Source organism: Streptomyces sp. NBC_01485 (assembly GCF_036227125.1).
Taxonomy (GTDB): domain Bacteria; phylum Actinomycetota; class Actinomycetes; order Streptomycetales; family Streptomycetaceae; genus Streptomyces.
Genome location: NZ_CP109435.1, coordinates 8978469 through 9002779, shown reverse-complemented (window position 1 = coordinate 9002779; position 24311 = coordinate 8978469). Strand labels below are relative to the sequence as shown.

9 protein-coding genes are annotated in these 24311 nt (G+C 71.2%); 6 read left to right on the top strand and 3 right to left on the bottom strand.

From position 1 onward, the window contains the following. Positions 1-33: 33 nt before the first annotated feature. The gene (locus OG352_RS39115; protein ID WP_329223507.1) at positions 34-465 is read right to left on the bottom strand and encodes a Zn-ribbon domain-containing OB-fold protein; all 432 of its coding nucleotides are present in this window, start codon (positions 463-465) and stop codon (positions 34-36) included. Positions 466-900: 435 nt separating this feature from the next. Between OG352_RS39115 and OG352_RS39110 the strand changes: the two genes are divergently transcribed. Both OG352_RS39110 and OG352_RS39105 read left to right on the top strand, forming a co-directional pair. Then, positions 901-1428 (top strand): SigE family RNA polymerase sigma factor, encoded by a 528-nt coding sequence (locus OG352_RS39110; protein ID WP_329223505.1) that lies wholly within the window; start codon positions 901-903, stop codon positions 1426-1428. A 133-nt stretch (positions 1429-1561) separates the two neighbouring features. Then, on the top strand, positions 1562-2743 hold the full coding sequence (locus OG352_RS39105) for a hypothetical protein (RefSeq protein WP_329223504.1): 1182 nt from the start codon (positions 1562-1564) through the stop codon (positions 2741-2743). On the opposite strand, the gene OG352_RS39100 is transcribed toward OG352_RS39105, so the two are convergent. Beyond that, complete coding sequence (locus OG352_RS39100; RefSeq protein ID WP_329223502.1) at positions 2740-4314, bottom strand: flavin-containing monooxygenase; 1575 nt, start codon at positions 4312-4314, stop codon at positions 2740-2742. The genes OG352_RS39105 and OG352_RS39100 overlap by 4 nt on opposite strands. A gap of 579 nt (positions 4315-4893) precedes the next feature. Between OG352_RS39100 and OG352_RS39095 the strand changes: the two genes are divergently transcribed. From OG352_RS39095 to OG352_RS39085, 3 genes are read left to right on the top strand one after another with little or no spacing between them, the layout of a single operon-like run. Further along, positions 4894-5529, top strand: coding sequence for a hypothetical protein (locus tag OG352_RS39095; protein ID WP_329223501.1), 636 nt, complete (start codon positions 4894-4896; stop codon positions 5527-5529). Between the two features lie 10 nt (positions 5530-5539). Further along, positions 5540-7828, top strand: coding sequence for a bifunctional serine/threonine-protein kinase/ABC transporter substrate-binding protein (locus OG352_RS39090; protein ID WP_329223499.1), 2289 nt, complete (start codon positions 5540-5542; stop codon positions 7826-7828). 10 nt (positions 7829-7838) lie between these two features. Beyond that, positions 7839-10064, top strand: a complete 2226-nt coding sequence (locus OG352_RS39085) for a bifunctional serine/threonine-protein kinase/ABC transporter substrate-binding protein (RefSeq protein WP_329223498.1) — start codon at positions 7839-7841, stop codon at positions 10062-10064. A gap of 42 nt (positions 10065-10106) precedes the next feature. On the opposite strand, the gene OG352_RS39080 is transcribed toward OG352_RS39085, so the two are convergent. After that, complete coding sequence (locus tag OG352_RS39080; protein WP_329223497.1) at positions 10107-13025, bottom strand: helix-turn-helix transcriptional regulator; 2919 nt, start codon at positions 13023-13025, stop codon at positions 10107-10109. 819 nt (positions 13026-13844) lie between these two features. Here OG352_RS39080 and OG352_RS39075 point away from each other — a divergent pair. Then, on the top strand, positions 13845-24281 hold the full coding sequence (locus tag OG352_RS39075; protein WP_329223495.1) for a type I polyketide synthase: 10437 nt from the start codon (positions 13845-13847) through the stop codon (positions 24279-24281). Positions 24282-24311: the final 30 nt, after the last annotated feature.

The following is a 24311-nucleotide window of genomic DNA, read 5'->3' as shown; positions in this document are numbered from 1 at the left end:
TACGCGAGGTGGCCGCGTTCGAGCCGTGTCCCGTCACCACGAGCGGTCCGAAGTCGGCGGGCGGGTGGGTTCCACGACGGGGAGCCCCTGGCCGAGGGGGGCGCCGGCCCGAACGACGCTCACCCTCGATCCGACCGCGACCGGCGGCGTGCCGGTGGCCCGGCAGAGCAGGTTGAAGCCCTCGTTCATCGCGACGAACCACGTGTTGTGCGGGACCTGGCCCTGCCGGCGAAGGACGACCCCGTCGCCCGCGCTGGGTTCCCGTCGCAAGGCCCTGGATCCGCAGGCGCGGCAGAACGAGCGCCGGTAGTCCGGAGTGCCGCACCACAGGCAGCGCTGGAAGAGCAGTTCGCCGCAGTCCGCCGGTGTGTTCGGCGTGAGAGGCGCGGACGTGGCGGCAGCAGCCGCTTCGTGGCCTTCCCCACGCTCGGTGTGTTCAAGGTCAAGGGTGACTGTCTCGAGCATCGTGGCCTCCTGCACGCAGTTCGGTGACCCGAAACGGGAGATCGGAATCCGATCCGGCTCCCTCACCCTGGCCCTGCCGCGGACCGCCGGTCAACGACGAGCTGACGCATCTTTGTGCGCGGAACGCGTTCCGTTCACTGAGGTCAGAACCGGTTTCCCGGCGCTACTCTCACAGCGGGCCCGACAGCACGGGAGGGCACCTCCACGGGGACGAGCCTGTGCGCTCGGTCACGGTCACGATGGGGTCGCTCCTCACGTCCTGGGATGTGCTGCCTCTACTTTCACGTCGATCGGGAACCGGCGCGTTCGACATCGCCGGCGGCACGCGACGTCCCGGAGAGGCGCGAGGGCTCTCGGTGAATGTCGTCTGAAACATTTTCCGCGGTCCAGCGCGTCTGTGGGGTGTAGGCCGACGAGAGGCTCCGAGGGGTGGGAATGAGAAGGTCCCGGACGTTGTCCCGGACGGATGAGTTCATGGAGTTCGCCGCAGGGCGTGCAGGGCATCTGCACCGCTCCGCGTGCCTGCTCACCAGCGGAGACACGCACCTTGCCGAGGATCTGGTGCAGGAGACGCTGAGCCGGATGTACGCCCTGTGGGGGCGCATGTCCCGCATAGACAACCCTGCCGCGTACGCCCAGACCGTGCTCGTTCGTACGTTCATCACCCAGCGGCGGCGGTACTCCGCGAGCGAACGCCCCCTGGCGGACCTGCCGGACGACGTGTCCCTGCACGGCACGGACGACCCGGCTCTGCGGCTCGCACTGCTGGCGGCCCTGCGGGAACTGCCGCCGAAGGACCGGGCGGTCGTGGTGCTGCGCTACTGGGAGGACCGCAGCGTGGAGGAGACGGCCGACGCGATGAACGTGAGTTCCGCCGCCGTACGCACCCGTTCGACCCGGGCGCTGGCCAAGCTCCGCGAACAGCTCGGGGGCAGCCTCACCGAACTGATCACCCCGGCCTGACCTTCTGGACCTGCTGGACTCTCTGGACCTCCTGGGCCTTCTGGCCTCTTGGCCTCCGCGCCCCCTCTTTGTCGCGGATACGCCGCCGATCCGCTTCCCGTCCGCACCATTTAAGGAACTGGTGGTTTTGCACATGCACTTCGAAGACGAGCTCGCGAAGGCGCTCCGCCACACAGCGGCCGCCTTCGCCACCGACCCGCGTTCACTGGCGGAAGGCAGCCTCGCCCGCGGCCGCCGCAGAGTGGCCCGCCGCCGGGCCTCCGCTGTGGCCGGCAGCGCGCTGGCCGTCGTCCTCGTCGCCACGGCCGGTGTCCGACTGGGCGGAGAGGGCGACGGTGACGCCGCGACGCCCCAACCGGTAGGCGGCTACCGGCACTTCGCGGTCACGGCCGAGCAGATGGAGAACATCCTGCACAACGGGATGGACCGGGCCGGAATCCCCATCATCCAACCGAAAGTACGGGCAACGGGCAGCTCCGACCCCGCCCGGCCCGCCACGGCCACGATCGACTTCGGCGAAAGCTGGGGCATGGCGCGAGTCACCCTCTCGGTGCGCCGCGTCGACCCGGCCGAACAGGACCTCAAGAAGCTGATCACCTGCCCGCCCAGAACGAATTCCCCGTACGAGGAGTGCACGACACAGCCCGACAACCGGGCCGTGAAGGGGTACACCGAGGCGGGCAAGACGGGCGGGGTCAAGGAATGGGCGGTCACGATGCTCTCGCCCAGCGGGTACGTCATCGACGTCGCCACCCACAACACGCCGGCGGCCAGGCAGGCCGAGGCGTCGCCCGTGACGCGTAACCCCCGTATGAACCCGGGCAAGCTGCGCACCCTGGCGATGTTCGTCGACGGCTCCCTCACCGGCGACGGGGAGGCCAACCCCTTCGGGACGGTCAACCCGACCGCCTCGCCCGAACCGGGGGACATCCTGCCCGTCCTGAAATCCCTGCTGCCCAAGCGACTGCGCATCACCTCGGAAGGCGGCTCCGGAGGGGAAGGGTACGTCCTCGTGACCGACCGGAAGACCGGTCAGCGGACCTACATCCAGGCCACGCGGACCGCCGGCGACAAGGAGTTCTGGAACGAGACCCTGGCCGACGGCACCAAGGTGGGCACCGTGCAGCGCCCGGGCAAGCAGCCGGGAGTCGTGGAGCTGCGAGCCGACGCACTCCGCACCAACGGACTATGGATGTCCATCAGCGCCTACAACGCACCCAGCCCCACGTCCACACGCAGCGGCACCGCGCCCATGATCACGACCGAAGAGCTCAGGGCCATCGCCACCAGCCGAACCTGGCTCCTCGCACGCTAACGCCGACGGCGGCGCGGGGCGGGGTACGGCGGGGCGAGGCGGGTGTGGTCCGGCGTCTGGGGCGCGGACCGAGGGCCGGGCAGGGGAGGTCCTTGAAGGGTGTACGCCGTTGGGTCGAAGCGGCTGAGGCTGCGGATGAGCCGACCCGTGGACCAGGGCCAGGAGAAGGTGTTCCGGCCGCTGGGACTGAGGTAGTAGCTGGAGCAGTGGCCGGCGTCGTAGACGGTGGTGCGCAGTGCGTCCTGTAGCGCGGTGTTGTACGCGGCCTGGATCTCCGGTTTGACGTCCGCGGAGGTGTGGCCGCTCTGGCGTCGGTGTGTCAGGGCGGCGCACAGGTAGGTGAGTTGGGCTTCGAGGACGGTGATGGCGGAGGTGGAGCCGCTGAGGATGTTGGGGCCCAGGAGGAGGAAGAGGTTGGGGAAGCCGCTGACGGTGGTGCCGAGGTAGGCTTCGGGCCCCTCTGACCAGGTCTCGTGGAGGGTCCGGCCGTCCGTTCCGTGCACGCTTGGTGCCAGCGGCAGCTCGCCGATGTGGAAGCCGGTGGCGAGGATCACGACGTCGGCCTCGGCCTGGGAGCCGTCGGCGCCGATGAGGCGGTTCCCGCGAGCGGCGGAGACAGCGGTGGGGTGCAGGTGGACGTGGGGCTTGGCCAGCGCCGGATAGTAGGTGCTCGAGGTCAGCAGGCGCTTGCAGCCCAGGGTGTAGTGCGGCGTGAGCGCCTGGCGCAGGACCGGGTCACGGACCGCGAGGCGCAAGTGGGCGCGCGCCGCTGCCTGTAGCGGGCGGATGAGCCGTGGGTGACGGAAGACGTAACCGAAACCCTCCTGCATCCTGAACTGGGCGCTCCGCATGACTCGTTGAGCGCCCGGCAAGTGGCGCAGACACCACCCGAGGGCCCCAGGGACCGGGAAGTCGGGTTTGGGCAGGATCCATTGGGCGGTGCGCTGGAAGACGTGCACCGCTGCCGCCTGTTCCTGGATGGCCGGGACGACCTGTACGGCCGAAGCCCCGCTCCCCACCACGGCCACGCGCCGGCCGGCCAGGTCCACGGTGTGGTCCCACTGCGCGGTGTGGAACACCGGACCGGGAAATTCGGCGAGCCCCGGCACCTCAGGACGCCGTGGCCGGTGCCAGGGGCCCGTGGCCATGACCAGCACCTCGCTGCTGTAGTCACCGTCGGTCGTCTCCAACCGCCAACGCCCCGCCGACCGGTCCCACCAGGCCCGCAGCACACGGACACCGCAGCGCAGCGCTTCGTCCACGCCGTACTGCTCCGCGGTCGTCCGGAGATAGTCGTGGATCTCCCGCTGCCCTGCGAAGAGCCTGCTCCAACCGGGGTTGGGGTTGAAGGAGTAGGAGTAGAGCGAGGACGGCACGTCGCACGCGCAGCCCGGATAGGTGTTCTCCCGCCAGGTTCCCCCGAGTTGCGGAGCCTTCTCCAGCACCAGGAGGTCACCGAATCCCTCTTGGCGCAGCCGGATGGCGGCACCGATGCCGGAGAAGCCCGCACCGACCACGATGACTTGGGCCGCCTTGCCTCCCGACGCACCGCGTGACAGATCGTGCTGCAAACGCCTACTCCTCCCCAGGACGGAGAGCCATGACTCCCCTGTCAGGGGCAACGGGAGAGGGCGCGGGAAGACACGGGCATCAAACCCCCGTGACGGTCCGCCGGTGACACCGGCGGACCGGCGGACCGTCTGACCGTCTGACCGTCTGACCGTCTGACCGTCTGACCGTCTGACCGAGCGTTCGGTCCCCCGTGCCAGGCCTGTGGGATACGTAGCCGGATACGTGGTTCTACTGAGGTCCCTTTCCTCCTGGCCGTCTACGTTCGAGGCGTCAGACTGAGCGAGCCGTGTTGAGGGGACTGAGTGACAGGCAACACCCGGGGAGTGCGGGGCAGTTGGGTTACCTTGCTGGTGGCGGGGGGTCTACTGGCCGGGTGTTCGGCCGAGGGGACTGGCAACGGGTCTTCCCGGCAGAGCGGTTCGCCCACGGCCAGTGCGTCTTCGGGTGCTTCGGCGCATGCCAAGGCGGCGGCTCCGTCCGGCGGTTCGGCCGCCGCTGCTTCGTCGGCCGCCGCTTCAACCGCTGCTTCGTCCGCCGCTTCAACCGCTGCTTCTGCCACCGCTTCCGCCGCCGCTTCCGTGTTCACCCCCGATCCCTCCCTCGTCCCCCGGACCTCGACGGACGGGCGTCGGCTGGCCGAGTCCGTCGTGCTCGTGCCTGGCGACTGGGGCCGGGGTTACGTCGCCCAGGAGCCGGCCGAGAGCGCGCCGGGCACCTGGGCGGTGTTGAACCGGGGCTGCGGCTGGCAGCGGGAGGAGCTTCCGCGCGGGGTGCTGGCGAGTACGTCCCGTTACAGCCGGCTGCCGGCCGGCGGGGGCAAGGGCGTGGTCAAGGTGACGGCCGTCGTCACCGTGCACGCCTCCGTCCTCGGCGCCGACGAACAGCTGAGCACCACCCTGGAGGAGGTGCTGCGCTGCCCGGACCAACAGCCCCGGTCCGACGAGCGGTTCACGGGTCTGATGTCGCTCGGCACCCCCTTCGGCGCCCGCGAGCAGGAGTACGCCGACGACTCGCTGCTCGAGGCGGGCGCGTACGTCGAGGACGGCGGTGCCGCACAGCCGTACCGGTGGATGGTCGCCCGGCTGGGCACGGTCGTCGCGGCCGTCTCCGTGACAGGCGGGGCCGGGAACACCGAACAGGAACTCAACCAACTGGGCAGCAAGGCCCTGGCTCAGATGCTGACGCGCGTCGAGCAGCGGCTGAAGGGGAAGTGAAGGGCAAGTGATGGAGCCGCTGCGTACCTCCGATCCCGCCCGGCTGGCGGGTTACCGGCTGCTCGGCCGGCTCGGCGCGGGCGGCATGGGTGTGGTGTACCTGGCCCGTTCGGCCGGCGGAACCCTCGTCGCGCTGAAGGTGATTCAGGCCGAGTACGCCGAGGACGCCGAGTTCCGGGAGCGGTTCCGGCGTGAGGCGGACACGGCCCGCCGGATGACGAGTCCGTGGGTGGCGTCCCTCGTGGACGCGGATCCCGGGGCGGCGCAGCCCTGGCTCGCGACCACGTTCGTCCCCGGTCCCTCGCTCGGCGAGGCCGTCGCCGCGTACGGGCCGCTGCCGGTGCCGAGTCTGCGGGTGCTGGGGGCGCGGCTCGCCGAGGCGCTGCGGGAGCTGCACGCGGCCGGTCTCGTGCACCGGGACGTCAAGCCCGGCAATGTGCTGCTGGCGCTCGACGGGCCACGGCTGATCGACTTCGGGGTGGCCCGCGATCCCGAGGATCCCGCGCTCACCTCGACCGGTGTCGTGGTCGGCACGCCGGGGTTCCTGCCGCCGGAACAGGCGCGGGGCGGGCGGGATCCGGGACCGGCCGGGGACGTCTTCTCGTTGGGCTGCGTACTGGCCTTCGCGGCGACCGGCCGCCCTCCGTTCGGTACCGGGTCGATCGACGCGCTGCTGTACCGGACGGTGCACGACGCGCCGGATCTGGAGGGTGTTCCGGAAGAGCTGGCCGAGGTGGTGGGCGGCTGTCTGGAGAAGGACCCGGAGCTGCGGCCCACGGCCGAGGCACTGTCCGAGGCCCTCACGCCGGCCCCGCCCTCATCGTCGTCCTCAGCCTCCCCGTCCGCTTCGTCTCCCGACCCGCGGGAGGCGCTGCGGGTCGTACGTCCTTCCGCGCCCGTGGAGGACCGGGTTCCCGGCGATGAGGCCTGGCTGCCCGAGCCGTTGGTCAGGCTGATCGCGGAGCGGTCGGCGGCCGGGCTCGCGCTGCCCTCCATCGACGACACCGAGGTCGACCCCGCGTCCGCCGACCCCGCGTCCGCCGGTACCGCTCCGGCGGACACCACAGCCGACGCCGAGCCCGCGTCCCGTGCCGTCGGCAGACGCCGTTTCCTCCTCCTGACCGGGGGCGCGGCCGTCGTCACGGCCGGGGGCGGGCTGGCCGCGTGGGCGGCGTTCTCCCGTGACGGCGAGAACGACGACCCCACCCCGACGGTCACCGGTCCCGTGCACACCCTCGGCCTGCACGCCGACCTGACCGGCGATCAGAAGGCGGTCGGCCGGGCTCAGGAGCAGGGGCTGCGGCTCGCGGTCGACGAGTTCAACTCCCGTGCGGACAGGTCCTTCACGCTCGCCGTGAAGACGGTGGACGACGGCGGCGACCCGGCCCGGGCGGCCGACGTTGCCGCGAAGCTCGTCGCCGACCGTTCCGTGCTGGCCGTGATCGGTCCCACGACGGACGCCACCGCCCTGGCCTCGCTGGCGACGTACGACGCGGCCTCGCTGCCGCTGATCGCGGTGTCGCCCGGCGCGACCGTGCTGACGGTGACGGGCAGCCGGTCCTTCCTGCACTCCCGGGTGCCGGACACGGTCCTGCCGTTCTACCTCGACGCGTATCTGCGCGGCACCGCGAAGTCGCGCACGGTCGGGATCGTCGACGACCGGGCGGCGGACGCCTACGCCTGGGAGATCAGCAGCACCCTCGCCAAGATCCTCCGGGACGCCCGGCAGCCGAACGTGCCGAAGGTGGTCAGCGCCCTGCGCACCGACTTCGGGCCGACCCTGGACGCCCTGCTCGACGGGGGCGCGGACTCCGTGGTCTTCGCCGGCTACCACGACCGGGCCGCGCTGCTGGCCCGGGAACTGACCAGCCGTGACTTCCCGGGGGCCAGGGCCGCGGCCCAAGGGGTGCTCGACGCCCGGTTCCTGTCCGCCGCCGGGGACGCGGCCGACGGCTGGGCGATCGTCGCCCCGGTCATGGACGCCGCCGTGGCGCCCGAGGCGAAGGCGTTCACGGCCGCGTACCGCAAGCGTTTCGGCGCGGAGCCGGAGCGGTACGCCGTCGAGACGTACGACGTGGCGCAGCTCGCCATCCAGGGCATGCGCACGCTGGCCGCGGGGCGCCGTACGCGGCAGAACCTGACGACGGCGCTGCGTTCGGCCACGTACAAGGGGATCAGCAGGAACCTCGCGTTCGACCGGACGACCGGAGCCCTGGTCATCGACGGCAGCGGGGTCTACCTGTGGAAGGTCGCCGGCGGCCGGTTCGCGTACCAGGGCGTGGCGTCGTACCAGGTCTGAGGGGGCGTTGATGGAGCCGTTGCGCGGCGCCGACCCGGCCAGGATCGCGGGCTACCGGTTGCTGCGTCGGCTGGGCGCGGGCGGCATGGGCGTGGTGTACCTGGCCCGCTCGCCCGGCGGCGGGCTCGCCGCGGTGAAGGTGATCCGCGCGGCGCACGCGGACGACGCGGGATTCCGGGCCCGTTTCCGCCGTGAGGTGGAGACGGGGAGCCGGGTCGTCAACCCCTGGGTGGTGCCGCTGTTCGACGCGGACCCGGACGCGGAGTCTCCGTGGCTCGCCACGGCGTTCGTGCCGGGGCCGTCGCTGGCGGAGGCGGTTCAGGAGTGCGGGCCGCTGCCGTACGGGACCGTCCGCGTCCTGGGCGTGCGGCTGGCCGAGGCGCTGGACGCGGTGCACGGGGCGGGGCTGGTGCACCGGGACGTCAAGCCCGGCAACGTGCTGCTCGCCGTCGACGGACCCCGGATGATCGACTTCGGAATCGCCCGGATGCCGGAGGACACCGCGCTCACCGCCAGCGGGATGGTGGTCGGCTCCCCCGGGTTCCTCTCCCCCGAACAGGCGCAGGGCCGGGGCCGGGAGATCGGGCCGGCCAGTGACGTCTTCTCCCTCGGCTGTCTGCTGGCGTACGCCGTGACGGGCGAGCGCCCCTTCGGGTGGGGCGCCGCGGCCGGGATGCTGCTGCGTACGGTCCACGACGAGCCCGACCTGGACGGCGTACCGGAGCCGTTGCTGCCGGTACTGCGGGGCTGCCTGGCGAAGGAGCCCGGCTCCCGGCCGACGGTGGCCGAGGTCCGGCGGGCCCTGGACGGTGGGGGTGAGGACGAGGGCGGGGGCTGGTTGCCGGGGTCCCTGACCCGGCTGATCGCGCGCCGTTCGGCCGCGGTGCTCGCCCTGCCCGCCGTCGAGGCGACGGAGGTGTCCGACGCATCCGCGACGTCCGGAGCTCTTGACGCTTCCGGGGCTTCTGGGGTTTCCGAGGCGGCCGGGGCGACGACGGCGGTCGGCGCGGATCTCCTGCGCGGGCGGGGCGCCACGCGCCGCCGCCTCCTCGTGCTGGGCTCGGCCGCCGGAGTCCTGGCGGCCGGTGGAACGGCGGCCTGGTGGGCGGCGCGGGATCCCGGCCGGGCCGCTGCGCAGGGAGGCGGGAGCCGGCTCCCGCGGCTGGTCGTGGCCCTGCACGCCGACCTCAGCGGCGGCGGGCGTACGACGGGTCGCGCCCAGGAGAACGGCGTCCGGCTCGCCGTCGACCGCTTCAACTCCCGCGCCGGCCGCGCCTTCGACCTGGCACTCCAGGTGCACGACGACGAAGGCAGTACGACCCTGGCGCAGCAGATCGCCCGGCGGCTGGCGGCCGACGACCGGGTCCGCGCGGTGCTCGGGCCGACCACCGACGCCTGCGCGAAGGCCACCCTCGGCCTCTACCGGCAGGCGCTGCTCCCGATGGTCACCGTGTCGGTCGGACTCGACGACGTGTCCCCCACCACCTACCGGATGTACGCGGCCACCCGTCCCGACGACCCGACCCTGGCGGCGCCGCTCGTCGCGTACCTCGTCCGCACCGCCGGGGCGCGCCGGACGGTACTGGTCGACGACGCCGCCGAGGGCGACTTCAGCTGGCGCCTGTGCACGGGCGTCGACGACGCCGTGCGTTCCGGGCAGCGCACCACGGTCCGGCGCACCCTCGCCGCCGAGGACGACGCGGACGGCGACTTCCGTGCCCTCGCGGAGTCGGTGACGGGCGCGGGCGCGGACGCGGTCGTGTTCGCCGGCGGGTACGCGCGGGCCGCGCGGCTGGCCCGCGCACTGCGCTCGGCCGGCTACTCCGGTGCGCGGCTGGCCACCCAGCGCGCGCTCGACCCCCGCTTCCTGGCCTCGGCGGGCGACGCCGCCGAGGGCTGGGTGTTCGCCGCCCCCTTCCTCGATCCGACCCGGGTGACGGCCGCGAAACCGTTCGTCACCGCCTACCGCGCCCGCTTCGGCACGGCCCCGCCCTGGTACTCCGCCGAGGCCTACGACGCCACGCTGTTCGTGGCCCAGGCCATGACGGACCTGGGCGCGGCGCGTGCGGAGCGGGGCGCGATCGCAGGCCGGTTGCGCGAGACCGACTACCGGGGGATCACCAGACGGCTGCGCTACGACTCGTCCACCTACCGCTACACGGACGCCATGTACCTGTTCCAGGCGACGGGGGGCGCGTTCCGCTGGCTGGGCGACTACCGGAACGTCACGGCATGACCGTCACTGGTCATGAACAGTGACGGTCATGGCCTTCGTCGTTCACGCGCGCCGGTCGAGGGCCTCGCGCGCCATGAGGCCGGCCAGTGCGGAGCGGGACGGCACGGAGGTCTTGCGGTAGATGGCCGACAGGTGGGTCTCGACCGTGCGGCGGCTGAGGTACAGCTTCGTCGCGATGGCCTGGTTGCTGAGTCCTTCGGCGACGAGTTCGGCGATCTCCCGTTCACGGGTGGTGAGTTGGTCGAGTTCGGTGGGTGCGCGCGAGGCTTCCTCGGCCTGGGGGCGCACGAGCGCGGCCAGGTCGGACAGCAGGCGTGCGCCGCCGTCGTCGGCGAGGCGGCGGGCCCGTTCCCACATCGCGGCGGCGCGCGGACCGTCGCCCGCGGCCTGCGCCTGGACCGTCGCCAGCAGCAGGGAGTACGCCTCCCAGACCGTCGCGCCGGAGGGGGCGTACGCCTGCGCGGCGCGCTCGAAGAGGTGTGCGGCGGCGCGGGGGTCGCCGTGGTGCTGGGCGAGCGCCGCCTCGGCGCGCAGTGCGGCCCCGCGCTGGCCGTGCAGCCCCATCCGGTCGGCTTCCTCGACGGCTCGTGCGGCCCAGCGCGCGGCCTGTTCGGGGTTGCCGGTCGCGAGGGCGGTGCTGACGAGGGTGTCCAGTTGGCCGGGGCGGGTCGAGGGCTGCAGGCCCAGCAGTTCGGGGCCGCCCGCCGTCAGGAGGGCGTCCTGCGCGCGGTGCGGGTCGCCGCTCACGAGCGCCGTGTGGCCGACCATGCACCCGGCCAGCGACGCCCACCAGTGGCCGCTGGCGCCGGCCGCGGCGACGGCCTCCTCGGCTGTCGCCAGGCCTCTGGTGTCGCCGAGGGGGTGGCTCAGGAGAAGGATCAGCGACTTGAAGCAGAGGGTGAAGGCCAGCAGATCGCTGCTGCCGATGGCGCGTGCGACGGATTCCGCTTCCTCGGCCGACTCCAGGGCGGACGGCAGCCGGCAGGTGGTGAAGCGCACGAAGGCCTTGTTGCTCAACAGGTGGGGCAGCACGTGGACCTGGCCGCTGCGACGGGCGATGTCCAGCCCCCGGTCGGCGTGGCGTTCCGCATCGGCGTAGCGCTCCAGCAGGGCTTCCGCCCAGGCCAGCCACACCAACGACTCGCACAGTTCCGTGAGGTTGGGGTCGGTCAGCGAGTCAGCGAGCCCGGCGGCGGCGTCGGCGAACCGGCGGGCCGCCGCCGTCTCCCCTTCGTAGACTTCCCCCAACGATCCCAGCGCCAGCGCCCCCAGCTCTCCCATCAGATCGCCGTGGGAGCGGGCCACCTCGAGCGTCCGCCCGACGGTGTCGCGTACGTCGGGGTAGGAGACGGTGTTCAGGGCGGCCACGCCCAGCGCGAGCCCCAGGGACACCGCCTGGCGCGGCTCGGGACCGGGGCTGCGGACAAGTTCCCGTCGCAGCAGGGCGATCGCTTCCGGGGAGTGTCCGAGGTGCCGTTCCATCATCGCGCACAGCGCTATCGCGTCCCCGCGCAGTGAGGCGTCGTCCTCGCCGGACCCGCTGATCAGCGTGTGGAGCAGATCGCGGCTCTCGCGCAGGCTGCCGCCCACGCCGAGGGCTCTCGCGCGCGCCAACGTCAACTCCCCACGCCGGTGGGCATGGTCGGGCGTGTCCGGCATGAGCCGGAGGACGACGGCCAGCAGATGGGCGGCGGTCGCGGGCGCCGTGTGCGCGAGCTGGGCGGCCGCCTCGCTCAACACGGCCGCCGCCACCGGATCCCAGCCCACCAGCGACCTCTCGACATGATGAGCCCGCTCGGCGGCGGAGGCGCCGGCCCGCGCCAGTTCGTCCGCCGCGCCCCGGTGGATCTCGGCGCGGCGCGGTTCGGCGGTGTTCTCGTAGACCAGCGCCCGCAGCACCGGGTGACGGAGCGTCCAGCGGCCGTCGGAGCCTCTGCGCAGCAGATCGCGCCGCGCCAACGCGCCGACGCAGTCGTCGAGTTGCTCCGTTTCGTCTTCGTCCGCCGTGGTGGGTGCGGTCGTGAGGCTCAGCATCGCGGGGGTGGCGTGGTCGCCGAGGACCGCGACCGCTTCGACGGTGCGGCGCTGCGCGGCGGTCAGCGCGGTCAGTTCGTCCAGGAGCAGCGAGCCCAGTCCGCTCGGCACCCCGGACGCGGTGTCGTCGTGGGCCCGGACGGTCGTGCCGGGCGACGCCGCGCCGCCACGGCGGAAAGCGTGCAGGAGGGAGAGGAGATAGAGGGGGTTGCCCTCGCTGGATTCGTAGATCTCCTTGGCGTCGCCCGGTGGCAGGTCGGAGGCCAGCGTCTCGATCGCGTCCTGCTCGGGCAACGGCCCCAGTGCCAGGGGCAGTACGGCTCCGCTGTCGACGCCGCGGGTCAGGGCGGCGGCGAGCGAGGGCGGCGTCTGGCGTCCCCTACGGGCCACGACGAGCAACACCCGCCCCCGCACCGGGTGTCGGACGAGGTGGTCCAGCAACTCCAAGGACGCGGGGTCCGCCCAGTGCAGATCGTCCAGGGCCACCACCAGCCCGCTCCGCTCCCCGAGGCCGGTCAGTACGTCCGCCACGGCGCGGTAGAGCCCGAACCGATCACGGTTGCCCGTGGTGCCCGACGCGGCGCCCTGCACGCGGTCGGCGCCGTGCAGCACCGGTGCCGCCGCCTCGGGTACGTCAGCCGAGTCGAGAAAGGCACGGTCGACGTCGGCGAAGGCGTCCGTGAACGTCTGGAACGGAGTGTGCCGTTCGTACTCCGTGGCCCTGCCGCGCAGCACGGTCAGCCCACGCTGCCGCGCCCGCGCACAGAGCTCGCCGAGCAGCCGGCTCTTCCCCATGCCGGCGTCCGCGGCGATGTCGACGACAGCGGGAACGCCGTCCCGCCCCAGACCGCCGATCACCGCGTCGAGCCGCTTCAGTTCCCCGGATCTGCCGACCAGCGTCGCCGCCGTCCCGTCCAACGCTGGCACCAGCGCGTCTCCGTTCCCCGCCGAGCTCGCATGATCATTCCCGAGTGGTCACCTCTTCGCGACCCGCCCGCACAACCAGGCGATACGTTCATATAACCATCATTGCTCGGACTCGTTTCACTCACGTGCCGGTTCCATGGGCGCACGGGAACCGCCGTCGGCCGCCCAGGCGGACCCCTGTCGCACCAGCCCTGCCGGTGAGGTGTTCGACACGGAGGGCCACCGGGTGCGATTTACGCGGATTGTCATCACCACTTCGGGTTCCCACAGTCGACCAGGAGTACTTGAACCTTCTAGGATGAAATCCTGCTGGGCATTTCCCGAGGGAGCTCTTTCAGTAATGCAGAAACAAACGGTATTGGCATTCAAAAACCGTGGTCAAGGTTTACAAAACCGTGGGGGTGAATTCCAGCTTCGCCGTCGGCATCGCAGCCCCGGAAAAGAGCTGCGGACAAGTCGGGGATGCGCATGAAATCTGGGACGAAACCACAATGACGACGCACTGAACGTTCAGCAGACATTCAGGGAAGGCGCATGACGTCACGGTTCCGGCCTCCGTCCCGGCTCTGGCCCCGGCCCCAATAGCTCGGTCCGGTCGGCAGCGGGCGTCCGCCGAACGCCTGCCTGCGTGCCTGCCTGCCGATCTGGCGGCGTGCCGCGGAACGTGACTCGTGCGGCGTTCGTCGGCGACCGCGGGATCACGGTCGGTCCTGTCCGCCTATGCGATCGCTGAACCCGTCACCGTGCCAGGCCAATTGCGGCAGGCGTCACACCGGATGAAGCCGGTGACGGCTCCAGCCCTGAAGGGAAAGTCATCCGATGGCGAACGAGGAAACACTTCGTACCTACCTCAAACGGGCGATGGCTGATCTCCAGCAGACCCGGGAGAAGCTCCAGGACACGCTTCAGAAGGGTACGGAGCCGGTCGCCGTCGTCGGAATGGGCTGCCGCTTCCCCGGCGGGGTGACCACTCCCGAGGAACTCTGGCAGGTGGTCGCGGAAGGCGTCGACGCCGTCTCCGGCTTTCCCCGCAACCGTGGTTGGAACGAAGCCGACCTCTACGACCCGGATCCGGACCGCCCCGGCCACAGCTACGTCCGCGAAGGCGGGTTCCTGCACGGTGCCGCCGACTTCGATCCGGCGTTCTTCGGCATGTCCCCACGCGAGGCCCTCGCCACCGACCCGCAGCAGCGGCTCCTGCTGGAGACCTCCTGGGAAGCGGTGGAACGGGCCGGCATCGACCCCCACACCCTCAAAGGCAGCCGCACCGGCGTCTTCACCGGCGTCATGTACAACGACTACGCCTCCCGCCTCCACACCGCACCCGACGGCTTCGAGGGCTACCTGATCAACGGCAGCGCGGGCAGCGTCGCCTCCGGCCGCGTCTCCTACACCCTCGGCTTCGAGGGCCCGGCGGTGAGCGTCGACACCGCCTGCTCCTCCTCCCTGGTCAGCCTGCACCTGGCGGTCCAGTCGCTCCGCGCGGGCGAGTGCACTCTCGCGCTGGCCGGCGGCGTCACCGTGATGGCCTCCGCCAACGCCTTCGTGGAGGGCAGCCGTCAGCGGGCGCTGGCCTCCGACGGCCGCTGCAAGGCCTTCTCCGACACCGCCGACGGCACAGGCTGGTCCGAGGGCGCCGGCATGCTGCTCCTGGAACGGCTCTCCGACGCCCGCCGCAACGGCCACCCCGTCCTGGCCGTCATCCGTGGCTCAGCCGTCAACCAGGACGGCGCCTCCAACGGCCTCACCGCCCCCAACGGCCCCTCCCAGCAACGTGTCATCCGGGCCGCCCTCGCCAGTGCCGGACTGTCGACGGCGGACGTGGACGCCGTCGAGGCCCACGGCACCGGAACTCCCCTGGGCGACCCCATCGAGGCACAGGCGATCCTCGCCACGTACGGGCAGCACCGGCCCGCTGAACAGCCGCTGTATCTCGGCTCGTTGAAGTCCAACATCGGGCACACACAGGCGGCTGCGGGTGTCGCCGGCGTCATCAAGATGGTCCAGGCCATACGCAACGGCGTGCTGCCCCGCACGCTGCACGTCGACACGCCGTCCAGCAAGGTCGACTGGGATGCCGGGTCGGTGGAACTTCTGACGGAGGAGCGCGCCTGGCCGCTAAACGACCGCCCGCGCCGTGCCGCCGTCTCCGCCTTCGGCGTCAGCGGCACCAACGCCCACGTCATCCTCGAACAACCCGAACAACCCGAACAGGCCGAGGAGACTCCGGCGGTCGCCCCCGCCGAACCAGCGGATCCGGACACCATCGTTCCCGTGCTGCTGTCCGCCCGGACGGACACAGCGCTGCGCGACCAGGCGGCTCGGCTCCTGGCCCGGATCGAGACCGATCCTGCGCTGTCCCCCATGGACGTGGGCTGGACCCTGGCCACCGGCCGATCCACCTTCACACACCGAGCCGCTCTCATCGGCAACCGCGAGCAACTGCTCTCCGCCTTGCTCGAGTTCACGGACGGGCAGTCATCGGGCAACGCAGTGCGGGGCGTGGCCACCAGCCCCGGCCGGACCGTGTTCGTCTTCCCCGGCCAGGGATCCCAGTGGGTGGGCATGGCCCTCGAACTCATCGACAGCGCCCCCGTGTTCGCGGAGTCCATGACCGAATGCGCCCAGGCACTGGCCGAGTTCACCGACTGGTCCCTCCACGAAGCCCTCGGCGACCCCGAAGCACTGGAACGCGTCGACGTCGTCCAGCCCGCGACCTGGGCCGTCATGGTCTCCCTCGCCGCACTCTGGCGCTCCTACGGCATCCACCCCGACGCCGTCATCGGCCACTCCCAAGGAGAAATCGCCGCCGCCTGCGTCGCAGGAGCCCTCACCCTCCACGACGCCGCCCGCATCGTCGCCCTGCGCTCCCAGACCATCGCCCGCAACCTCGCAGGCAACGGCGGCATGACATCCCTCGCCGTACCCGCAGCCGAAGCAGAGGCCTTGATCGCCCGCTGGGACGGACGCATCGAGATCGCCGCCACCAACAGCCCCACCAGCACCGTCGTCGCAGGCCAACCCAACGCCCTCGACGCACTCCTCACGATGTGCGAGACAGACGGAGTACGCGCCCGCCGCATCCCCGTCGACTACGCCTCCCACACCACCCACGTCGAACAGATCGAACACGAACTCGCCCAGGTACTGGCCAGCGTCACCCCCACCGACACCCACATCCCGTGGTACTCCACCCTCGACGGCAACTGGCTCAACGGCCCCGAAGCCAACGCCGCCTACTGGTACCGCAACCTCCGCCAACCCGTCCACTTCCACCAAGCCATAGCGGGCCTCGCCGAACAGGGCTACAGCACCTTCATCGAGGTCAGCCCCCACCCCGTCCTCACCATGAGCATCGAGGACACCCTCGACACCCCGACCGCCCTGAGCACGCTCCGCCGCGACGACGGCACCCTCAACCGCTTCTGGACCTCCCTCGCCCAGGCCTGGACGCAGGGCATGCCCGTCGACTGGACACAGGCCTTCGAGGGCACCGACGCCACCCGCACCGACCTCCCCACCTACCCCTTCCAACACCACCGCTACTGGCTCGACACCCCCAACGATCTGCTCGGCGGCAAGACGGCCACGAGTCTGGGGATCGGCTCGGCGGAGCATCCGATGCTCGGTGCGATGGTGGAACTGCCCGACACCGACGAGGTGTTGTTCACCGGGCGGCTGTCTCTGGAGACCATTCCCTGGCTGGCGGATCACTCGGTCGACGGGGCGGTGCTGCTCCCCGGCACGGGATTCGTCGAGCTGGCGTTGCACGCCGGGCGTCGGCTGGACTGCGCGTCGCTGGAGGATCTGACGCTGGAACTCCCGCTGGTGCTCCCCGAACGCGGCAGTGTTCAGCTGCGGTTGACCGTAGCCGGGCCGGACGACGACGGGCGCCGTTCGTTCACTCTGTTCTCGCGGCCCGAGCTGGCGCCGGACGACGAGGCGTGGAGCCGTCACGCGGCGGGCGTACTGGCCGTGGCCGCGCCCGAGCCCGTCGGGGAGACCGCGGTGGCCTGGCCTCCGGACGGGGCCGAACCGGTTGCAGCCGATGACCTGTATGACGTTCTGGCGGCGTCCGGGCACGGTTATGGTCCGGCGTTCCAGGGGGTGCGGGCTGTTTGGCGGCGTGGGGACGAGGTGTTCGCCGAGGTTGCACTCGGTGAGGAATACACGGCCGACGCCGCCGACTACGGCGTGCACCCCGCGTTGCTGGACGCCGCCCTGCACGGAATGCGTCTGGGCGACTTCTTCGGCGAGAACACCGACAGCCAGGTCCGGCTGCCCTTCGCCTGGCGCGGCGTCACACTGTGGGCCGCCGGCGCGTCACAGTTGAGGGTGCGGATCGCTCCGGCCTCCGGAGACGCCGTGTCGGTGACCGTCACCGACACCGCCGGCCGGCCCGTCGCCTCCGTCGACGCACTCGTCACCCGGCCCCTCCAGACCACCACCCTGCCCGGCCGCCAGGACTCCCTGTACCGGGTCGAATGGAACCTCGCCGCTCCGACCTCGGCCCTCACCCCCGCCGACACCTCCGCTCTCGCCGTCATCCACCCCGGGCACCTCGCGCCGGGCTGGAACCCCGGCCACGGCATCCACACCAGCCTCGCCTCCCTCCCACTCGACGACCACGGCCCAGTACCCCAGACCATCATCGTGTCCCTCGCCCACCAGGTCACGCACGACATCCCCGACGACATCCCCACCCTGGCCCGCAAGACCACACACCACGCCCTCCAACTGCTCCAGCACTTCCTCGCCGACGAACGCCTCACCGACTCCCGACTCGTACTGCTCACCCACAACGCCGTCACCACCAGCCCCGGACAACCAGCCCCCGACCTCACAACCGCCCCCCTATGGGGCCTCGTACGATCCGCCCAGTCCGAAAACCCCGGACGATTCCTCCTCCTCGACATCCCCACCGACCAGACCGACCACACCGCAACCTCAACCGCATGGAACACCGTCCCCGCCGCCCTCGCCTGGGCCCACACCCACGACGAACCCCAACTCGCCCTACGCCCCGACGGCATCCACACCCCCCGCCTCACCCACCACAACACCCAACCCACCCCCACCACCCTCCCCCCCTTCGGCACAGGAACCGTCCTCATCACCGGCGGCACCGGCACCCTCGGCTCACTCCTCGCACACCACCTCGTCACCACCCACCACGTCCAACACCTCCACCTCATCAGCCGCCAAGGCCCCCAAGCCCCCAACGCACAACAACTCACCCAAGACCTCACCGCACTCGGCGCACACATCACCATCACCGCCTGCGACGCAACCGACCACAACGCACTCGCCGCCACACTCGACACCATCCCACCCCAACACCCCCTCACCGCCGTCATCCACACCGCAGGCACCCTCCACGACAACCTCACCACCACCCTCACCCCCCACCAACTCGACACCGTCCTACAACCCAAAACCCACGCCGCCTGGAACCTCCACCACCTCACCCAACACCACAACCTCACCACCTTCATCCTCTACTCCTCCGGTGCCGGGGTGCTCGGGAGCGCCGGGCAGGCGGGGTATTCGGCGGCCAATGTGTTCCTGGACGCGCTGGCAGACGTGCGTCGGGCGCAAGGGCTGCCCGCCGTCTCGTTGGCGTGGGGGCTGTGGGAGCCCAGCAGTGGGCTGACCGGCGGGCTGGGGCACGCGGACCGGGCGCGTATGGCGCGTTCGGGTGTGCTGGGGCTCACCGCCGAGCAAGGGCTGGCCCTGTTCGACCGGGCGCTCGCCGACGGCAGCGAATCCCTCCTCGTACCCGTGCGGCTGGACCTGGGCGTCCTGCGGGCCCGGGCCGGTGCGGTCGAGCCGATGTTCCGTGGGCTGGTGCGGGGCTCGGTGCGTTCCCTGCGGCGGGCCGACGGCGCTATGGGCGGCGAGGCGAGTGGTTCGGCGTTCGGCGAGCGGCTGGCCTCGCTCTCCGCCGACGAACGGCTCCGTGTGGTGCTGGAGCTGGTGCGTGGTCATGCGGCGACCGTTCTCGGGCATACGCCCGGCGGTGCCGTGGACGAGAGTCTGCCCTTCAAGGATCTCGGCTTCGACTCCCTCACGGCGGTCGAGCTCCGCAACCGGCTCAACGCCGTGACCGGGCTGCGGCTGCCCGCCACCCTGGTCTTCGACCACCCCACCCCGGCTGTGCTGGCACGGCACATCGTGGACGAGATCGCAGGGCGGCGACCGGTCCCCGCCGAGCCACACCCGATGGCGGCACCGGCGCCGGGCGGCGCCGACCCGATCGTGATCGTGGGTATGGCCTGCCGTTACCCCGGCGGGGTCCGCACCCCGGAGGACCTGTGGGACCTGGTCGCCGAAGGACGCGACGCGGTCTCCGAGTTCCCCACCGACCGAGGCTGGGACACCGAACACCTCTACCACCCCGACCCCGACCGCCCCGGCCACAGCTACGTCCGCGAAGGCGGATTCCTCTACGGCGCCGCCGATTTCGACCCCGCGTTCTTCAACCTCTCCCCACGCGAGGCCCTCGCCACCGACCCGCAGCAGCGGCTCCTGCTGGAGACCTCCTGGGAAGCGGTGGAACGGGCCGGCATCGACCCGCACTCGCTGAAAGGCAGCCGCACCGGCGTCTTCACCGGCGTCATGTACAACGACTACGCCTCCCGCCTCCACACCGCACCCGACGGCCTTGAGGGATACCTCGGCAGCGGCAGCGCGGGCAGTGTCGCCTCCGGCCGCGTCTCCTACACCCTCGGCTTCGAGGGCCCGGCGGTGACCGTCGACACCGCCTGCTCCTCTTCCCTGGTCAGCTTGCATCTGGCGGCGCAGTCGCTCCGCGCGGGCGAGTGCACCCTTGCCCTGGCGGGTGGCGTCACCGTCATGTCGACGCCGTCGCCCTTCGTCGCGTACAGCCGTCAGCGCGCGCTGGCATCCGACGGACGCTGCAAGCCGTTCGCGGAAGCGGCGGACGGCACGGGGTGGGGTGAGGGGGTCGGCGTACTGCTGCTGGAACGGCTCTCCGACGCCCGCCGCAACGGCCATCCGGTACTCGCCGTGCTTCGTGGCTCGGCCGTCAACCAGGACGGCGCCTCCAACGGCCTCACCGCCCCCAACGGCCCCTCCCAGCAGCGGGTGATCCGCGCCGCCCTCGCCAACGCCCGGCTGTCAACGGCGGACGTGGATGTCGTGGAGGCACACGGTACGGGCACGACGTTGGGTGACCCGATCGAGGCTCAGGCCATTCTCGCCACGTACGGGCAGGGCCGGGACGCCGAACGGCCGGTCCATCTCGGCTCGTTGAAATCCAACATCGGCCACACGCAGGCGGCGGCAGGCGTCGGGGGCGTCATCAAGATGGTCCAGGCGATACGTCATGGCGTGCTGCCGCGCACGCTGCACGTCGACACGCCCTCCACCAAGGTGGACTGGACCGCCGGTTCCGTCGAGATCCTCAGCGACGAGCGCCCCTGGCCGCTCACCGACCGCCCCCGCCGGGCCGCCGTCTCCGCGTTCGGCGTCAGCGGCACCAACGCCCACGTCATCCTCGAACAGGGGCCCGCCCCCTCTCCCGTCACGGAAGCACCGGCACCAGGCGCCACAGTCCCCGTGCTGCTGTCCGCCCGGACGGACACGGCGCTGCGCGACCAGGCGGCTCGGCTCGTGGCCCGGATCGAGACCGATCCTGCGCTGTCCCCCGTCGACGTGGGCTGGACCCTGGCCACCGGCCGATCCACCTTCACACACCGCGCGGCCCTCATCGGCAACCGCGACCAGCTACTGCCCGCCTTGCGCGATCTCTCGGCCGGGAAGCCCATTCCCAACGTGATGCAGGGCGTGGCCACGAACGCCGGGCGAACCGTGTTCGTCTTCCCCGGCCAGGGATCCCAGTGGGTGGGCATGGCCCTCGAACTCATCGACAGCGCCCCCGTGTTCGCGAAGTCCATGACCGAATGCGCCCAGGCACTGGCCGAGTTCACCGACTGGTCCCTCCACGAAGCCCTCGGCGACCCCGCCGCACTGGAACGCGTCGACGTCGTCCAGCCCGCGACCTGGGCCGTCATGATCTCCCTCGCCGCACTCTGGCGCTCCTACGGTGTCCAGCCCGACGCCGTCATCGGCCACTCCCAGGGCGAAATCGCCGCCGCCCATGTCGCGGGAGCCCTCACCCTCCAGGACGCCGCCCGTGTCATCGCCCTGCGCTCCCAGACCATCGCCCGCAACCTCGCAGGCAACGGCGGCATGACATCCCTCGCCGTATCCGCAGCCGAAGCAGAAGCCTTGATCGCCCGCTGGGACGGCCGTATCGAGATCGCCGCCACCAACAGCCCCACCAGCACCGTCGTGGCAGGCCAACCCACCGCCCTCGACGCACTCCTGACGGTATGTCAGGAGAACGGCATGCGTGCCCGACGCATCGCCGTCGACTACGCCTCCCACACCACCCACGTCGAACAGATCCAAGACGAACTCGCCCAACTCCTCACCGGCATCCAACCGGTGACCGGCCACATCCCGTGGTACTCCACCCTCGACGGCAACTGGCTCAACGGCCCCGAAGCCGACGCCGCCTACTGGTACCGCAACCTCCGCCAACCCGTCCGATTCCACCAAGCGATAACAGACCTCGCCGAACAGGGCTACAGCACCTTCATCGAGACCAGCCCCCACCCCGTCCTCACCATGAGCATCGACGACGCTGTGGGCGCGTCGGCCGCGCTGGGCACTCTGCGACGCGGCGAAGGCGGCCTCGGCCGGTTCTGGACCTCTCTGGCCGAAGCCTGGTCGCAGGGCGTGTCCGTCGACTGGACGCACGCCTTCGCCGGCAAGCACGCCAGCCGTACCGACCTCCCGACGTATCCCTTCCAGCGCGACCGGTACTGGCTGGACGCATCGGCCGAGCCCAAGCCCACTCCCTCCGGGAACGACGTCGACACCCGCTTCTGGGAAACCGTCGAAGGCGAAGACCTCACAGCCATCGAGCAGGCCTTCGCCATCTCGGCAGACCAGCCCTTCCGGACCGTCCTCCCCGCACTGTCCACCTGGCGACAGCAGCAGCGGGATCAGAGTCGCAGGAAGAGCTGGGTCTACAAGGTCGGCTGGGTGCCCGTCCCGATGGACGCGTCCCCTCGTCTGTCCGGCACCTGGCTGGTTGTCGCACCCGCCGGCTCGGAGGAGTCAAAGGAGGAAGCGGCGAGGACCGTACTCGAGGCCCTGGCACAGCACGGAGCGCAGTCGGTCGTGCTGGAGCTGGACGTGAACGCGATCGACCGTGCTGTGTGGGCGGAGCAACTCACCCACACCCTCAACACCACCACCCACCTCACCGGCATCATCTCCCTCCTCGCCTTCACACCCCAAAACCCCCACACCACCACCCCCGAGGCCGGACCCGCACTCACCGCCACCCTCACCCTCACCCAAACCCTCACCGACACCCAAACCCACAACCCCACACCCCTGTGGTGCATCACCCAAAACGCCGTCACCACCGGACACGACAACGACGGACACCCCAACCCCCACCACGCCCAAATCTGGGGACTCGGCCGCACCACCGCCCTCGAACACCCCCAACACTGGGCCGCACTCATCGACCTCCCCACCACCCACACCAGCACCACCGCCCAAGCCCTCGCCACACTCCTCACCAACACCACCCACGAAGACCAGACAGCCATCCGCACCACCCACACCTACGCCCGCCGCCTCCACCACCACACACCCACCACAACCCCACACCCCACCACCCTCCCCTCCTCCGCACTCCGCAACTGGAACCCCAACGGCACCGTCCTCATCACCGGCGGCACCGGAGCCCTCGGCACCCACCTCACCCACTGGCTCACCCACCACGGCATCCACCACATCCACCTCGCCAGCCGACAAGGACCCAACACCCCCGGCAACACCCAACTCACCCAACAACTCGCCCAACAAGGAACCCACCTCACCACCACCGCCTGCGACATCACCAACCCCCGACAACTCACCCAACTCCTCAACTCCATCCCACCCCAACACCCCCTCACCGCCATCATCCACACCGCAGGCACCCTCCACGACACCACCCTCACCAACCAAACCCCCACCCACCTCACCACCACCCACGCCCCCAAAGCCCACGCCGCCACCCTCCTCCACCACCACACCCAACACCACAACCTCAACGCCTTCATCCTCTTCTCCAGCGCAGCCGCCACCCTCGGCAGCACAGCCCAAGCCAACTACGCCGCCGCCAACGCCCACCTCGACGCCCTCGCCACCCACCGCCACACCCAAGGACTCCCCGCCACCTCCATCGCCTGGGGACGCTGGGCCGGAAACGGACTCGCCGCGCAGGACTCGGCGGTGCAGCGGCTGGAGCGGGACGGCATCGGCGCCATGGCGCCCGAGGACGCGCTCGCGGTGCTCGAAGAGGTGCTTGAGCAGGACGAGCCGTGCCTCACGGTCATCGACGTGGACTGGGAGCGCTTCGCGCCCCGTTGGACAGCCGGCCGGCCCTCCCCCCTGCTGTCCGCGCTGCCCGAGGCGCAGCGCGCACTCGCCAAGGAGCGGGCCGCCGAGCCCACAGCTCCGGTCGGCGGCACCGAGCCGGGCTCCGCTCTGCGTACGCGGCTGACCGGACTGAGTGGATCCGAACAACACTGGCAGCTACTGGAGTTGGTGCGCGGCGAGGTCGCGGCCGTGCTCGGGCACAGCGGCACCGCCGTCCGGGAGACCATCACCGCGAGCCGGTCCTTCCGGGAGCTGGGCTTCGACTCCCTCACCGCCGTCGAACTCCGCAAGCGCCTCAACGCGGCCACCGGCCTCAGTCTCGCGGCGTCGCTCGCCTTCGACCACCCCACCCCGCAGGCCCTCGCCGAACACCTCCGGACCGAGTTGTACCAGGGGTACGACGTCTCCGACGGCGCCCCGGGCATGGCGGACCTGCTCAATGAGCTGGACCGGTTGAAGGGCCGGATCACGGCCCTCGCCACGGTCGACGGCGCCGCTGGTGACGCCGACGCCGGTCCCGGTGAGGTCGTATCCCGGCTGAAGGAGTTGCTCCGGCTCTGCGAGGAGCCACGACGGCCGTCCGCCACCGTCTCCGCAGAGGCAGAGGCAGAGGCAGAGGCAGAGGCAGAGGCAGAGGCAGAGGCAGAGGCAGAGGCAGAGGCAGAGGCAGGGGCAGGGGCAGGGGCAGGGGCAGGGGCAGGGGCTACAAAGGCCAAGGCCGGGATCGAGGCGGCCTCGGACGACGAGATGTACGACTTCCTCAGCAAAGAGTTCGGGATCTCGTAGCCATGAGCCGCCGCGTCAGCCGCCGCCGTA